The 13,248-nt window shown below is 63.0% G+C and carries 13 protein-coding genes; 4 read left to right on the top strand and 9 right to left on the bottom strand.

Annotated features, from left to right (window positions below):
* The first annotated feature begins 61 nt into the window (after window positions 1–61).
* A complete protein-coding gene (fur, locus tag SKZ59_RS00580; RefSeq protein ID WP_034745717.1) occupies window positions 62–493 on the top strand; it encodes a ferric iron uptake transcriptional regulator in 432 nt (143 codons plus the stop codon).
* A gap of 48 nt (window positions 494–541) precedes the next feature.
* Here fur and hrcA read toward each other — a convergent pair whose 3' ends face one another.
* Window positions 542–1,558 (bottom strand): heat-inducible transcriptional repressor HrcA, encoded by a 1,017-nt coding sequence (gene hrcA / locus SKZ59_RS00575; protein ID WP_034745713.1) that lies wholly within the window; start codon window positions 1,556–1,558, stop codon window positions 542–544.
* A gap of 102 nt (window positions 1,559–1,660) precedes the next feature.
* Window positions 1,661–2,386, bottom strand: a complete 726-nt coding sequence (locus SKZ59_RS00570; RefSeq protein ID WP_319990508.1) for an HAD family hydrolase — start codon at window positions 2,384–2,386, stop codon at window positions 1,661–1,663.
* 244 nt (window positions 2,387–2,630) lie between these two features.
* Here SKZ59_RS00570 and SKZ59_RS00565 point away from each other — a divergent pair, with 244 nt between their 5' ends.
* Complete coding sequence (locus tag SKZ59_RS00565; RefSeq protein WP_319990507.1) at window positions 2,631–3,230, top strand: hypothetical protein; 600 nt, start codon at window positions 2,631–2,633, stop codon at window positions 3,228–3,230.
* A gap of 41 nt (window positions 3,231–3,271) precedes the next feature.
* Complete coding sequence (locus SKZ59_RS00560; protein WP_319990506.1) at window positions 3,272–3,853, top strand: hypothetical protein; 582 nt, start codon at window positions 3,272–3,274, stop codon at window positions 3,851–3,853.
* Window positions 3,854–4,040: 187 nt separating this feature from the next.
* Here the strand turns inward: SKZ59_RS00560 and mmsB are convergent, their stop codons facing one another.
* The 5 genes from mmsB to SKZ59_RS00535 all read right to left on the bottom strand — a co-directional run bounded on the left by mmsB (window position 4,041) and on the right by SKZ59_RS00535 (window position 9,661).
* Window positions 4,041–4,943: a 3-hydroxyisobutyrate dehydrogenase gene (mmsB, locus tag SKZ59_RS00555; protein WP_319990505.1), complete on the bottom strand. Its 903-nt coding sequence runs from the start codon at window positions 4,941–4,943 to the stop codon at window positions 4,041–4,043.
* A 119-nt stretch (window positions 4,944–5,062) separates the two neighbouring features.
* Window positions 5,063–6,208, bottom strand: a complete 1,146-nt coding sequence (locus tag SKZ59_RS00550; RefSeq protein ID WP_319990504.1) for an enoyl-CoA hydratase/isomerase family protein — start codon at window positions 6,206–6,208, stop codon at window positions 5,063–5,065.
* Window positions 6,201–6,986 (bottom strand): enoyl-CoA hydratase, encoded by a 786-nt coding sequence (locus SKZ59_RS00545; RefSeq protein WP_034745699.1) that lies wholly within the window; start codon window positions 6,984–6,986, stop codon window positions 6,201–6,203. Before SKZ59_RS00545 ends, SKZ59_RS00550 begins: the two co-directional genes overlap by 8 nt.
* Window positions 6,983–8,143 (bottom strand): acyl-CoA dehydrogenase family protein, encoded by a 1,161-nt coding sequence (locus SKZ59_RS00540; protein WP_034745696.1) that lies wholly within the window; start codon window positions 8,141–8,143, stop codon window positions 6,983–6,985. The genes SKZ59_RS00545 and SKZ59_RS00540 overlap by 4 nt, the downstream gene beginning before the upstream one ends.
* Window positions 8,144–8,152: 9 nt before the next feature.
* Window positions 8,153–9,661: a CoA-acylating methylmalonate-semialdehyde dehydrogenase gene (locus SKZ59_RS00535; protein ID WP_319990503.1), complete on the bottom strand. Its 1,509-nt coding sequence runs from the start codon at window positions 9,659–9,661 to the stop codon at window positions 8,153–8,155.
* A gap of 157 nt (window positions 9,662–9,818) precedes the next feature.
* On the opposite strand from SKZ59_RS00535, the gene SKZ59_RS00530 reads away from it, so the two are divergent.
* Complete coding sequence (locus tag SKZ59_RS00530) at window positions 9,819–11,204, top strand: short-chain fatty acyl-CoA regulator family protein (RefSeq protein ID WP_319990502.1); 1,386 nt, start codon at window positions 9,819–9,821, stop codon at window positions 11,202–11,204.
* Here SKZ59_RS00530 and SKZ59_RS00525 read toward each other — a convergent pair.
* Both SKZ59_RS00525 and SKZ59_RS00520 read right to left on the bottom strand, forming a co-directional pair.
* Complete coding sequence (locus SKZ59_RS00525) at window positions 11,201–12,262, bottom strand: adenosine deaminase (RefSeq protein WP_319990501.1); 1,062 nt, start codon at window positions 12,260–12,262, stop codon at window positions 11,201–11,203. The genes SKZ59_RS00530 and SKZ59_RS00525 overlap by 4 nt on opposite strands.
* 25 nt (window positions 12,263–12,287) lie before the next feature.
* Window positions 12,288–13,232, bottom strand: coding sequence for a nucleoside hydrolase (locus tag SKZ59_RS00520; RefSeq protein WP_319990500.1), 945 nt, complete (start codon window positions 13,230–13,232; stop codon window positions 12,288–12,290).
* Between the last annotated feature and the right edge of the window lie 16 nt (window positions 13,233–13,248).

Genomic DNA, 13,248 nt, shown 5'->3' with positions numbered 1-13,248 from the left:
TTGGCACTCCCCGCTAAAACGCTATATGATAAAGCACCTGACCCACATACGAGCAACAAACATGAGTAACAATCCTAGTGATCTCAAGGCAAGCGGCCTGAAAGCCACCCTGCCACGGCTGAAGATACTCGATATCTTCCAGAGTAGCCCGGTACGCCACCTGACGGCGGAAGACGTCTACAAGATTCTGCTGGCCGATAATATGGATGTCGGCCTGGCAACTGTCTACCGCGTCCTGACCCAATTCGAACAGGCAGGCTTGCTCAACCGCAACCATTTTGAAACCGGCAAGGCGATTTTCGAACTCAACGAAGGCTCCCACCACGACCACCTGGTGTGCCTCGACTGTGGCCGGGTCGAAGAATTCTTCGACGAAGAAATCGAAATCCGCCAGCAAAAAGTGGCCGAAGAGCGCGGCTTCAAGATCGCCGAACACGCGCTGGCCATCTACGGCAACTGCACCAAGACGGCTTGCCCGCACAAAACCGCCTGATTCGTTCCGGCCGCTCCCATGGAGCGGCTGGCGCATCAGGCAGTACGATCAATGATGGCTGAGCGCGCTTGACAGCAACTTGGCCGTGATATCGACAATCGGGATGACGCGCTCGTAAGCCATGCGCGTCGGTCCGATCACTCCCAGCGTTCCCACGATCTTGCCGTTGACTTCATACGGCGCCGTCACCACGCTCATTTCATCCATCGGCACCAGGTTCGATTCGCCGCCGATGAAAATCTGCACGCCCGTCGCCTTGCTCGACACGTCGAGCAGCTGCATCAAGCCCGTTTTTTGCTCGAACATATCGAACATCTGGCGCAGCGAATGCATATTCGATGACAGATCGCTCACGCTGAGCAAGTTGCGCTCGCCGGAAATCACCATGTCGTCGCTATGGTCGGCCATCGCCTCGCTGCCAGCCTCCACGGCCGCCTGCATCAGGCTGCCCATGTCGTCGCGCAACTGGCGCAGCTCGCCCTGCAGGCGCACGCGCACGGCGTCGAATGACAGGCCGCCATAGTTCTGGTTGATGTAGTTGGCCGATTGCACCAGTTGCGCCGGCGTATAGTCGGCCTCCGTCAGCAATAAACGGTTCTGCACGTCGCCGCCGGGCGCGACGATGACGAGCAGGATGCGTTTTTCGGACAGGCGCAGAAATTCGATTTGCTGGAACACGGATTCGCGGCGCGGGCTGAGCACGACGCCGGCAAACTGCGACAGCGACGACAGCATCTGCGCCGCGTTGGCGATGGTTTTTTGCGGCTGCGGCGTCTGCAGGCGCATGCGCGACTCCACCAGATGCTCGTCCAGATGCCGGACAGTCAGCAAGGTGTCGACAAAGATGCGGTAGCCACGCGGCGTGGGGATGCGTCCGGCCGAGGTATGCGGACTGGACACATAACCGAGCTCTTCCAGGTCAGCCATGATGTTGCGGATCGTGGCTGGCGACAGGTCGAGGCCGGAAATTTTCGACAAGGCGCGCGAACCGACCGGCAGGCCGTCGGCGATATATCGCTCGACCAGGGCTTTCAGCAGTGTTTGGGCACGTGTATCGAGTTGCATGGTGTTTTATTTAAGCAAGTATTTTATTAAGCAAGCGGCAACGAAAGCGGCCGAACGTGCATCAACAGCGCCTATTATGCACGTTCGTCCGCCCGGCGGCGATCAATCTTCCAGTTGCCCCTGCAGCCACAGCAGCAATTCATCAAAGTTGGCGCAGATGGCGTCGGGCTGCACGCCGGCGGCCAGGTGGGCGTCGCCACCCTTGCGGTTCATCCACACGGCACGCATGCCCGCCCCTTGCGCCCCCGTCACATCGAAATACAGATCGTCGCCGGCATACACGGCTTCATGGGGCGCCACGCCCAGCGCGGCGCAACCGGCCAGGAAGATGCTGGCGTCGGGCTTGGCCACACCGAAATCGCTGGCGGCGATCGATACCTTGAAATGCTGCGCCAGGCCGATAATTTCAAGGTCCGCATTGCCATTCGAAATGGAGCCGACCAGCATGCGCTGGCCCATCCAGGCCAGGCCAGGCAACACATCGTCATACGGCTGGACGCGATGGCGCGCCGCCAGGAACTGCGCGATGGCGCCATCGACGAGGGCCGGATCCTCGCCGGCGGCCTCGAAGGCGGTCAGCAAGCCCGCGCGGCGCAACTCGATCAGGTTGCCATGAAAATGCGGTTGTTCATTGAGCATGGCTAGCCGGTGCTGGCGCAGCACCTCGATGGAAAACTGCTGCGCCACCTTGGGCGCATGCGTGGCCAGCCAGTCGTGCAGCAGGGTTTCGGCGGCGGCAATCACGGGCGCGATGGGCCACAGAGTATCGTCGAGGTCGAACAGGATGGCCTTGGGCGGCACGGCAGGTTTTACAGGAGCAAGGGACATGGGATTCACGGTGGATGCCGCGCCACAGTGCGCAGCCTGCATCTATTGTCGCACCGATCGCTGCCACCGGCATGGCTGCGCCCCCGTGAAATGGGGCCGGGCCAGCGCTTCCCGGCGAAAAATTGTTACAGGGTGATACAAGGCAAGATCATTCAGCTTGCCAGATAGACTAAAATAGGCGCCATTCCAATGCGGCGCCAGCGTCCGCGTTGCGCTACCCAACCTAATTCGTTTTGGAGAATGTATGAAAAATTTGTACCTGCGCTCGATGCTGGCGGCGGCTTGCGCCGTCACATTGGCAGCCTGCGGCGGCAGCGGCGGCAACCTGTATCTGAGTGGCCAAGTGTCCAATCTGGCAAAAGACGGCCTGATTCTCCTCAATGACGGCGAACGCTTGCCGGTCTCCGCAGGCCAGACCTCGTTTGTTTTCACCAAGCTGGTCAACACCGATGACCGCTACGACATCAGCATCGCACAACAGCCCAAAGGCGCCGTGTGCACGATTACCAATAGCGCAGGCAAGGCATCGAGCTATACCGTGACCACTGCCCTGGTGACTTGCACGACCAATACCTACCCGCTGAGCGGCACGATCACGGGCCTGACCGCCGACGGCTTGACCTTGGCCATTGGCAACGCCAGCACCAGCCCGCTGAAAGGCAGCACGAGCTATACATTCCCGGCTGTCAATGACGGCATCGCCTACAATATTTCCATAGCGACGTATCCAGCGGGCCAGACGTGCAGTTTCGTGGGCTCTGCCAGCGCCAACGGCCGCGATGTCGTCGGGACCATGGGCTCAGCCGCCACGACCGGCGCCACACTGAACTGCACGGCGCAGTAAGCCACGCGATTCGTCACCACTATATTGGATTGGAGAAATACATGAAGTTATCCTGCCTGCGCCCACTCGCCGCGCTGCTGTTGACCCTGGGACTGGCTGCTTGCGGCGGCAAGGCCTCGTATGATGTCAGTGGCACCATCAGCAACTTGAACACCGACGGCCTGGTCCTGGCCAACGGCGGCGTCCCCCTCCCGGTCAAAGCCGGCCAGACCTCGTTTACCTTTGCCAAGCGCATCGACTATGGCACCGACTACAACATCACCGTGCAGACCCAGCCAGCCCACATGACTTGCGCCATCAGTGGCGGGACCGGTTCGGCCGGTCATTACCTGAGCATCCAGGCAGCGGTCGTGTGCACGCAAAATAGCTACACGGTTGGCGGCACGGTGACTGGCCTGACAGCCGACGGCCTGGTCTTGATCAACGGCAATGCGCAAACCACGGTGGCCAAGGGCAGCACGACCTTCACCCTGGCATCGCGTGTTGCCGATGGCGACAAGTATGGCATCAGCGTATTTACCCAGCCAACCGGCTTGAAATGCAGCGTGGCGCCCAACACTGGCGTCGGCGTGATGGGCGAAGCGAACGTGACCACCGTGCAGATCGCCTGCAATCCGGGCTAACGCAGTAACGCTGGCAGCCGCGACGCAGCTGCCAGGAAGAGATATCACTGAAATATATAGTTGATATTCGAAAGATAAATTGGAGTTATATGTGGCGATGCAGCATAATGCATCTGTCTCCTCCAACTCTTCCAAGAATTGGATTTAGCCCGCTTTTACCAGCGGGCTTTTTTTTGCCCAAAATTCCTCAAGCGGGTTTATTCAAGTCCGGCTGCAGCATCTGCACGATGCTGGAGAAATCCTGCTGCGCATAACCGGCTTGCGCATGCATCTGGTACAACTGGCGCACCAGCCCGCCCAACGGCGTGGGCGCGTTTGCCGACAGGGCCGACTGCTGCGCCAGGCCCAGGTCTTTCAGCATCAGCGCCGTGCCGAAGCCGCCCGTGTAATTGCGCGACGCGGGCGTGCCATCCATGACACCGGGCCACGGGTTGTACACTTCCAGGGTCCAGTTGCGCCCCGAGCTCTTGGCCATGATGTCGGACAACACTTTCGGATCGAGGCCATGCGCCACGCCCAGGTTCAGCGCTTCGGCCGTGCCTGCCATCAAGATCCCCAGCAGCATGTTGTTGCAAATCTTCGCTACCTGGCCCGCACCTGCCTCGCCCGCATGGAAGATGTTCTTGCCCATCTTTTCCAGCAATGGACGCGCCTGCTGCAAGGCCGCTTCGCTGCCGCCGACGATGAACGTCAGGGTGCCGGCCGCCGCGCCCGCCGTGCCGCCCGAGACGGGCGCATCGATCATGGCAAAGCCGCGCTCGCTGGCCGCCTGCGCCACTTGCCGTGCCACGTCGGCCGCGATGGTGCTGCAATCGATGAACAGGGCACCGGGCTTGGCCGAATCGAGCACGCCGCCGGCCGCCAGGTACAGCTCCTGCACGTGCTTGTTGGCTGGCAGCATGGTGATGATGGCGTCGGCCGTCTGTACGGCCGCGCTGGCGGAAGCAGCCGCCGTGGCGCCCGCTTCAACGAGGGATGCGACGGCTGCTGGCGCCAGGTCGAAGACGGACACGTGGAAGCCGGCGGCCACCAGGTTGCGGGCCATCGGCGCGCCCATGTTGCCCAGGCCGATGAAAGCGATATGTTGCATGTATGTCTCCTGTAGCGCCTAAAAAAGCCCATGGCGTTGTTGCCTTGCCTCTTCGTACTAGTCGTACTGCCTTCGGCAAGGCGCCTAGCCCTGAGCATTTTTATGCACTACTTAAATGTTTAAATGGGTAAATCGGCCAATGGATGCTGTGTCCACGGCGCGGCAAAATATTCGTCCAGATGCGTTGCGCTGACGTCGGCCAGGCTGGCCGGCTGCCACTGTGGCGCGTTGTCCTTGTCGATCAGCAAGGCGCGCACGCCTTCGCTGAAATCCGCATGGGCGCAGCATTGCACGGCCACGATCAGTTCCAGCTGGAACACTTGCGCCAAACTCATGTGGCGTGTGCGGTCGCGCATGGCCCAGACCAAAGCGGCGGAACTGGGCGCGCCCTTGGCCAGCGAGTGGGCCGCCTTTTGCAGCCAGGCCGAATCGCCGTCATACGCGGCAATGGCGGCCACCACTTCGGGCAAGGTGGGCGCTTGCGTCAGTGCCGCGATGGCGTCGAAGTTGGCGCGCACTTCGGAGATGGGCAGCATGGAGGCTGGCGCCGAGAAACCGCGCAGCAAGCGGCCCAGCTGCTCGCCGTTCGCCTGCGGGCTGGCTTGCCATTGCGCCAGCGCCAGCGAGTCGAGCACCATGGCGCGCTCTTCCTGGCGCAGGAAATAGTCGCCGAGCCCTGTGAACAGGGCGTCGGCCGCGTTCATCGGCGCGCCCGTCAAGCCCAGGAACAGGCCGCTGCGCCCCGGCATGCGGCCCAGGAACCAGCTGCCGCCCACGTCCGGGAACAGGCCGATCGTGATTTCCGGCATGGCGATGCGCGTGCTTTCCGTTACGACACGGTGGCTGGCGCCCGCCATCAGGCCCAGGCCGCCACCCATGACGATGCCGCCGCCCCACACCAGCAGCGGTTTCACGTACGTATGGATGCGGTGGTCGAGCCGGTATTCCTCGGCAAAGAAGGCCAGCGCCTGCGGGTTCGGCACGATACCTGGCTGCTCGGCAACGGCCGAGCGCAGGCTGCGTACGTCGCCTCCCGCGCAAAAGGCCTTGTCGGTCGACGAGTGCAGCACCACGCAGGCGATGGCGTCGTCACTGGCCCAGCGCACGAGGGCGCCATCGATGGCGCGTATCATGTCCAGGGTCAGGGCATGCAGCGACTTCGGTGCATCGAGGGTGATGACGCCAAGCTTCATGCCGCCGGGACAGTCGCGCTCCTCGATCTTCACCGTATCAATCAGGGTGCTTTCAGCCAAGATTTCAGCCATTGCGCCACTCCGCCGGACGTTTTTCCAGGAACGCTTGCACGCCCTCTTTCTGGTCTTGCGTATCGAACAGGCCCAGGAACAGGGTGCGTTCGTCGGGCAAGGAGTTGACCAATGGATGGCTGCGCGCGCCCTGGATCAGGGTCTTGCACGCCGTCACGCTGCTGGGGCTTTGGCGCGCCACCTTGGCGGCCAGGGCCAGCGCCGTGGCGGCAGCCTTGCCGGTTGGCACGACTTCTTCGACGAGGCCGATGGCCAGGGCCTTGGCCGCATCGACCCGCTCGCCGCATAAAATCATGCGCTTGGCCCAGCCTTCGCCCACCAGCCATGGCAAATGCTGCGTGCCGCCCGCGCACGGCAGCAGGCCGACGGATGCTTCCGGCAAGGCCATCTGCGCGTGCTCCTCGGCGATGCGGATGTCGCAGGCCAGCGCGCATTCGAGCCCGCCGCCCATGGCATAGCCATTGATGGCGGCGATGCTGACGCCGCGAAACGCGGACAATGCCTCGAACGCCTCGCCAAACGCGGCGGCCATGGCAAACGCCGTGTCCTTGTTACCATCGGCAAACACGTTCAAGTCGGCGCCGGCCGAGAAGAACTTGGCGCCGCCCCCCGTAATCACGAGCGCATACACGTCCGGGTCGGCATTCAGGTCGGCCACCAGCTGCGTCAGCCCGTTCAGGCTGGCCAGGGTCCACGTGTGGGCCGGAGGATTATCGAGGGTCACCAGGGCCGTGTGGCCACGGCGTTCCAGCAGTAAATTTGTATATACTTTGCTCATCGTAAGGTCTCCGTGGCGCCGTCTTTCAAAATCGCTCGCGCGACGATCAGGCGCATGATTTCATTCGTCCCTTCCAGGATCTGGTGCACCCGCGTGTCGCGCACATGGCGCTCGAGCGGGTACTCGCGGATGTAGCCATAGCCGCCATGCAATTGCAGCGCATCGTTGGCCACATTGAAACCCACATCCGTGGCGAAACGTTTTGCCATGGCGCAGTACGCCGTGGCGTCCGGGCTTTCCTGGTCCAGTTTCCAGGCTGCCAGGCGCACCATCTGGCGCGCCGCCACCAGTTCCGTCAGCATGTCGGCCAGCTTGAATTGCAGGGCCTGGAACTGCGCCAGCTCGCGGCCAAACTGCGTGCGCTCCTTCATGTACGCTTGCGCGCGCGTGAGGGCCGCCTGCGCCGTGCCCACCGAGCACACGGCGATATTGATGCGCCCGCCATCGATGCCCTTCATGGCAATGGTAAAGCCTTCGCCTTCCGCGCCCAGCAAGTTACCGACAGGAACTCTTACCTGGTCGAAGCTGATGATGCGCGTGGGCTGGCTGTTCCAGCCCATCTTTTCTTCCTTCTTGCCATACACGATGCCGGGCAAATTCGCCGGCACGGCAAACGCGGAAATACCGGCCGCGCCCTCGCCGCCCGTGCGCGCCATGACGATCAGCATGTCCGTCTGGCCCGCGCCCGAAATGAAGGCCTTGGTTCCATCCAGCACATAGAAATCGCCATCCTTCACGGCTTTCGTGCGCAAGGATGCCGCGTCGGAACCCGATTGCGGTTCCGTCAGGCAATAGCTGGCCAGCTTCTGGCCGGCGGCCAGGGCCGGCACCCATTCGTCGCACAGGGCTTCCTGGCCCCAGCGCGACAGCATCCACGTGGCCATGTTGTGGATCGTGATGTAGGCCGTGGTCGAGGTGCAGCCACCGGCCAGTTCCTCGAAGACAATGGCCGCATCCTGGCGGCTCAAGCCCAGGCCGCCCCAGCGCTGCGGCGTGTACAGGCCGCAAAAGCCCATCTCGCCCGCCTTGGCGATGGTTTCCACGGGAAAGATCGATTCCGCATCCCAATGGGCCGCATGCGGCGCCAGTTCGCCTTCGGCAAACGCGCGTGCCGCCTGCTGGAACTCGCGCTGCTCGTCGCTCAGTTCAAAGTCCATGCCAGCTCCTTATTTGAGGCTGATGGTCGTGTTGACCTTGCCCACCGAGGCCGCGTCCGTGAACCAGCGCTGGGTAATCGTTTGCGTCTGCGTGTAGAACAGCACGACTTGCTTGCCGAACGGGCCCAGGTCGCCCAGCTTGGAGCCGCGCGACCCCGTAAAGCTGAACAGGGGAACGGGCACGGGAATGGGCACGTTGATGCCGACCTGGCCCACGTCGATTTCTTCCTGGAAGTAGCGCGCGGCCGCGCCGCTTTGCGTAAACAGCGCCGTGCCGTTGCCGTTCGGATTCGCGTTCACGAGAGCAATCGCTTCATCCAGGGTATCGACTTCGACGACGATCAGGACGGGGCCAAAGATTTCCTGGTCATACACGACCATGCCGGGTTTCACGCCGGACAGAATCGTCGGGCCCACGAAGTTGCCGTTCGGATAGCCATCGACCTTGACGTCGCGGCCATCGAGAGTCAAGACGGCGCCCTGTTCGATGCCCTTGGCAACGAGGCTGTGCACGCGCTCCTTGGCTGCGCAGGAAATGAGGGGACCGAGGTCCGGATTGTCCTTGCCCGCACCGACGCTCAAGCCTTGCGCCTTGGCGGCCAGTTCCGGCAACCATTCGCGCGCTTCGCCCACCAGCACGGCGACCGAGGCGGCCATGCAGCGCTGGCCGGCCGCGCCGAAGCCCGCACCCAGCAACTGGTTCAAGGTCTGTTCTTTATTTGCATCCGGCAAGACGACGGCATGGTTCTTGGCGCCCATCATGCATTGCGCGCGCTTGCCGTTCAGGCTGGCGCGCTGGTACACATGCGTGCCCACCTTGCTGGAGCCAACAAACGAGATCGCCTTGATGTCCGGATGGTCGCACAGGGCGTTGACGACGTCTTCGCCGCCGTGGATCACGTTCAGCACGCCGGCAGGAATACCCGCCTGCAAGGCCAGGCGCACGAGTTTTTCCGTCACGAGCGGATCTTGCTCCGATGGTTTCAGCACGAAGGTATTGCCGCAGGCAATTGCCATCGGGAACATCCACAAGGGGATCATGGCGGGAAAATTGAACGGGGTAATGCCGGCGCACACGCCCAGCGGCTGCATCACGCTGTAGGTATCGACGCCGCCGGCCACGTTTTGCGCGTATTCACCCATTTGCAGGGTACCGATATTGGCCGCGTGTTCCACCACTTCCAGGCCACGGAAGACGTCGCCTTCCGCGTCCATCAAAGTCTTGCCCTGTTCCATCGTCAAGGTGGCGGCCAGGTCGGCCATGTTTTCACGGATCAGCTGTTGCAGCTTCAAAAAGATACGTGCGCGCGCACCGATCGGCGTCTTGCGCCAGGTTTTGAAGGCGCGCTGGGCCGAGGCGATGGCCGCGTTGACTTCGTCCGGGGTAGCGAACGGCACCTTGGCCAGGACTTCCTGCGTGGCGGGGTTGACGACGTCGCGCCAGACGGTGGTCTGGGATTCAACCCACTCGCCGTTGATCAAGAGGGGAACGGTCGGAATAGCGTTTTGCGTGGTCACTCGGTGTCTCCTTGTGTGGGTATAAGTCTGTTTGCATTATTCGCACAATCGCCACCGCGAACAAGGCGTGAAAATGCGAGATAATGCAAAGCTGAATCTGTTAATCTGCAAAGATTGTAAATTTGCAGATTCCACAAACCGGGGAAGAGGAAACGCGATGGCAAAGGTTTTCATGGGCGTGCGCCTGCAGCGGCTGCGCGAGGAACGGCGCATGACGCAGGTGGCGCTGGCCAAGTCCCTGGGCATTTCGCCCAGCTACCTGAACCAGATGGAGCGCAACCAGCGCCCGCTGACGGTGCCGATTTTGCTGCGCATCGGCACGGTGCTGGGGGTCGATCCGCAAATCTTTTCCGAACACGACAGCGCCAGCCTCGTGGCCGACGTGCGCGATGTGTTTGGCGAATTGCCGGACGCGCCGCCGACGTCGATGGCGGAATTGAAAATGCTGGTGGAAAACATGCCGGAACTGGCCCGCTCGATCTTGCTGCTGCAGCGGCGCTACCGGGTGATGGCGGAGCGGGCCGACACCCTGGCCGCGCGTCTTGACGACGGCAGCCGCGGCGCCAGCTCGGCGGCCCCCTCCACGGACGAGGAAGTGCGCGAATACCTGAACCGGCGGCAAAACTACATCGACGAACTGGACCGGGCGGCGGAGCTCGTGGCCGGCGAATTCGATCCCGCCCTGCGCACGCTCGATGCGCTGCAAGGCCGGCTGCTGGAACGCCACGGCATCGAAGTGCGCCTGTCCGATGGCGACGCGGGCATGGTGCGCAAGCACCGCTACGACGCCCAGCAACAGATTTTGTGGCTGCCCGACACCCTGACGGGCGGCCAGCGCGCCTTCCAGATGGCGGCGCAAATCAGCCTGCTCGAACAAAGCGACCTGATCGACGCTCTCGTGCTGGCGGCGGGATTGTCCGGCGCGGCCGCGCAAACGGGCGCGCGCCTGGCTTTCTCGAATTATTTCGCGGGCGCCCTGCTGATGCCCTACCAGCGCTTCCTGCAGGCGGCGGAAACGCGCGCCTACGATATCGAGCGTCTGGCGCACCAGTTCGGCGTGGGTTTCGAAGCCGTGTGCCACCGCCTGAGCACCATGCAGCGCCCGGATGCGGCGGGATTGCCGTTTTTCTTTGTCAGAGTCGACCGGGCCGGCAATGTCTCGAAGCGCCAGTCGGCCACGGACTTTCACTTTTCAAGGGTGGGTGGCACCTGCCCGCTGTGGATCGTCTACGATGCCTTCAGCCATCCGGGCCAGGTGCTCACGCAAGTGGCCAGCATGCCGGACGGCTGCACCTATTTATGGATCGCGCGCCAGGTCAGCACGGCGTCGCCTGGCTTCCGTGCGCCCGGCAAGACGTTTGCCGTGGCGCTGGGCTGCGACATCTCGCAGGCGCACCGCTTGATCTATTCGAAGGGACTCGATTTGCACGACCCTTCCAGCGCCACGCCGATCGGCACGGGCTGCAAGGTGTGCGAGCGCCAAAGCTGCCCGCAGCGGGCGTTTCCGTCGCTGCTGCTGGCCGTGCCGCCCGTGTCGGCTTAGGACTCGTCGGCCACGCGGGCGCGCAGCGCATCGAATTCGCGCGTAAATTGCGCGCGCCAGTCGCGCCGCGTGCTCTCGTCGATCCAGGCCGCGTCGAGGCCATTCAACATGAAGCCGCGCATGTCGTCGAGGCCGAAGCCGAATTCGCGCATCATCATCCAGGCGCCCGTCGGCGTCACGTGGTGCAGGGTCGGATCGTCCGTGTTCGGATGCAGTTTCAGACCCAGCTTGGCCATGGCGCGGATCGGATGATCCAATGCCCAGCGTTCGGGCGCCAGCGTGCGCAGATAGTAGGAATTGGTCGGCACCACGGTAAACACGAGGCCCCGCTCCACGCAGCGCTGCGCCAGTTCCGGATTGTCGACAATCGTATAGCCATGGTCGACCCTGTCCACCTTCAATTCGTCTATCGCCGTCTCCACGTTCATCCACGGCATGCCGAATTCGCCCGCATGCGCCGTGCATTTGAAGCCGGCTGCGCGCGCGGCGCGGTAGGCTTCGATGAAGAGTTCCGGCGGGCGGTCGTTTTCGCGGTAGTCGATGCCGATGCCGATGACTTCCGGCGCGCGGTAGGCCTTCATCCATTCCACCATCTGCACGGCTTCGGCGGGAGCCGCTTCGCGGTCGATGCTGGGGATCAAACGGCCGATCACGCCGAAGTCGCGTTGCGCGTCGCGGATGGCGGCCACGATGGCGTCTTGCGCCGATTCATAGCGGATGCCCGACACGCGCACGGTGCCGGTCGGGTTCCAGAAGAACTCCGCATAGCGCACGCCGTGGCCATGCGCGTCTTCCAGGTATTCGTAGGCGAGGCAATACAGGTCCGTCGGCGAGACGATCAGGTGCGCGTCGAGCGCGCGCAGTACGCGCAGCACGCCGACGGGCTTGTCGCCGCGCGTGTAGAAAGAGTCGATTTCCTCTGGCGTGACGACATTGCGCGTCTTGGCGGCCAGCGCGCGGAAGGTTGCCTGGCGCACCGTGCCGAACAAATGGCAATGCAGCTCCACTTTCGGCATGGCGCGTAAAAACTGTTCGATGCTCAGGGATGAATTAGACATGAAGCTCGTTTCGTAATGGAGTGGATCAGGCGAGAATGCCGGCCAGGCGCCGCATCAGCAGTTCGATGGCGGCCGGGCCGTCGGCCAGCATCGCCACCTGCGTGTTGATGGGCGCGCGGCGCGGTACGCGGAACTCGCACACCGTCATGCCGCGCGTCAGTTCGCCCGTCAATTCGATGGCCACGTGGGCGCTCTGGAACTGGAACAGCTGCGGCGCTTCCAGGTACAGGGCCACCACGGGGTCGTACATGGGCATGGGCACGGAACCGTCGGCGCTGCGGATGCGCACGTACGCTTCCAGGTAGCCGGACAAAAGCTGCGCGCGCGGCGTGCCGATGGCGCGCAGCTGCCGCACTTCCCCATTCGTCACCAGCAACTGGCGGCACAGGTTCAAGCCGAACATGCGCAGCGGGATACCGGCCTGGAAGACCTGGGCGGCCGCTTCCGGGTCCGCATAGATATTGAATTCGGCCGCCGCCGTGTGGTTGCCCTGGTCGGTGGAGCCGCCCATCAAAATGATCTCGACGATTTTTTCCGCGATGTCGGGCGCCTTGGCCAGCGCGGTTGCGATATTCGTCATCGGCGCAATCGCCACGATGGTGATCTGGCCGGGGTGGGCGCGCACGGCGGCGATCAGCGCGTCGACGGCGTGGCCGGCAGCGTCCGTGGTCGCGCCGGGCGGCAGGATCTCGCCCGTCGTCGGCATGCCGCTGTCGCCGAGGATGCGCTGCGCCGTTTCGATGACGCCGGCCAGCGGCTGGTCGCAGCCGCGGTAGATCGGCACCGTCAAGCCGTCATGGGCCTTGATGCGCAAGGCGTTGTCGTAGGTGATGTCGACGGGCGCATTGCCCGCCACCACGCTCACGCCCAGCCACTCGATAGCGGGATTGCTGCCCAACAGCAGCATCGTCAGCCAGTCGTCGAAACCGGGATCGGTATCGAGCCATATCTTTTTCAAGGGTTTGTCCATGATGGTTTCCAGTCGA

Source organism: Janthinobacterium sp. GMG2, from assembly GCF_033949445.1.
Lineage (GTDB): Bacteria > Pseudomonadota > Gammaproteobacteria > Burkholderiales > Burkholderiaceae_D > Janthinobacterium > Janthinobacterium aestuarii.
Note: the sequence above shows the minus strand (reverse complement) of the source record. Positions and strands in the feature narration are given on the sequence as shown.

Excerpts from the sequence above, each read along its gene's own strand:
- fur (WP_034745717.1), top strand. The coding sequence starts at position 62 with ATGAGTAACAATCCTAGTGATCTCAAGGCAAGCGGCCTGAAAGCCACC.
- hrcA (WP_034745713.1), bottom strand. The coding sequence starts at position 1,558 with ATGCAACTCGATACACGTGCCCAAACACTGCTGAAAGCCCTGGTCGAG.
- SKZ59_RS00570 (WP_319990508.1), bottom strand. The coding sequence starts at position 2,386 with ATGTCCCTTGCTCCTGTAAAACCTGCCGTGCCGCCCAAGGCCATCCTG.
- SKZ59_RS00565 (WP_319990507.1), top strand. The coding sequence starts at position 2,631 with ATGAAAAATTTGTACCTGCGCTCGATGCTGGCGGCGGCTTGCGCCGTC.
- SKZ59_RS00560 (WP_319990506.1), top strand. The coding sequence starts at position 3,272 with ATGAAGTTATCCTGCCTGCGCCCACTCGCCGCGCTGCTGTTGACCCTG.
- mmsB (WP_319990505.1), bottom strand. The coding sequence starts at position 4,943 with ATGCAACATATCGCTTTCATCGGCCTGGGCAACATGGGCGCGCCGATG.
- SKZ59_RS00550 (WP_319990504.1), bottom strand. The coding sequence starts at position 6,208 with ATGGCTGAAATCTTGGCTGAAAGCACCCTGATTGATACGGTGAAGATC.
- SKZ59_RS00545 (WP_034745699.1), bottom strand. The coding sequence starts at position 6,986 with ATGAGCAAAGTATATACAAATTTACTGCTGGAACGCCGTGGCCACACG.
- SKZ59_RS00540 (WP_034745696.1), bottom strand. The coding sequence starts at position 8,143 with ATGGACTTTGAACTGAGCGACGAGCAGCGCGAGTTCCAGCAGGCGGCA.
- SKZ59_RS00530 (WP_319990502.1), top strand. The coding sequence starts at position 9,819 with ATGGCAAAGGTTTTCATGGGCGTGCGCCTGCAGCGGCTGCGCGAGGAA.
- SKZ59_RS00525 (WP_319990501.1), bottom strand. The coding sequence starts at position 12,262 with ATGTCTAATTCATCCCTGAGCATCGAACAGTTTTTACGCGCCATGCCG.
- SKZ59_RS00520 (WP_319990500.1), bottom strand. The coding sequence starts at position 13,232 with ATGGACAAACCCTTGAAAAAGATATGGCTCGATACCGATCCCGGTTTC.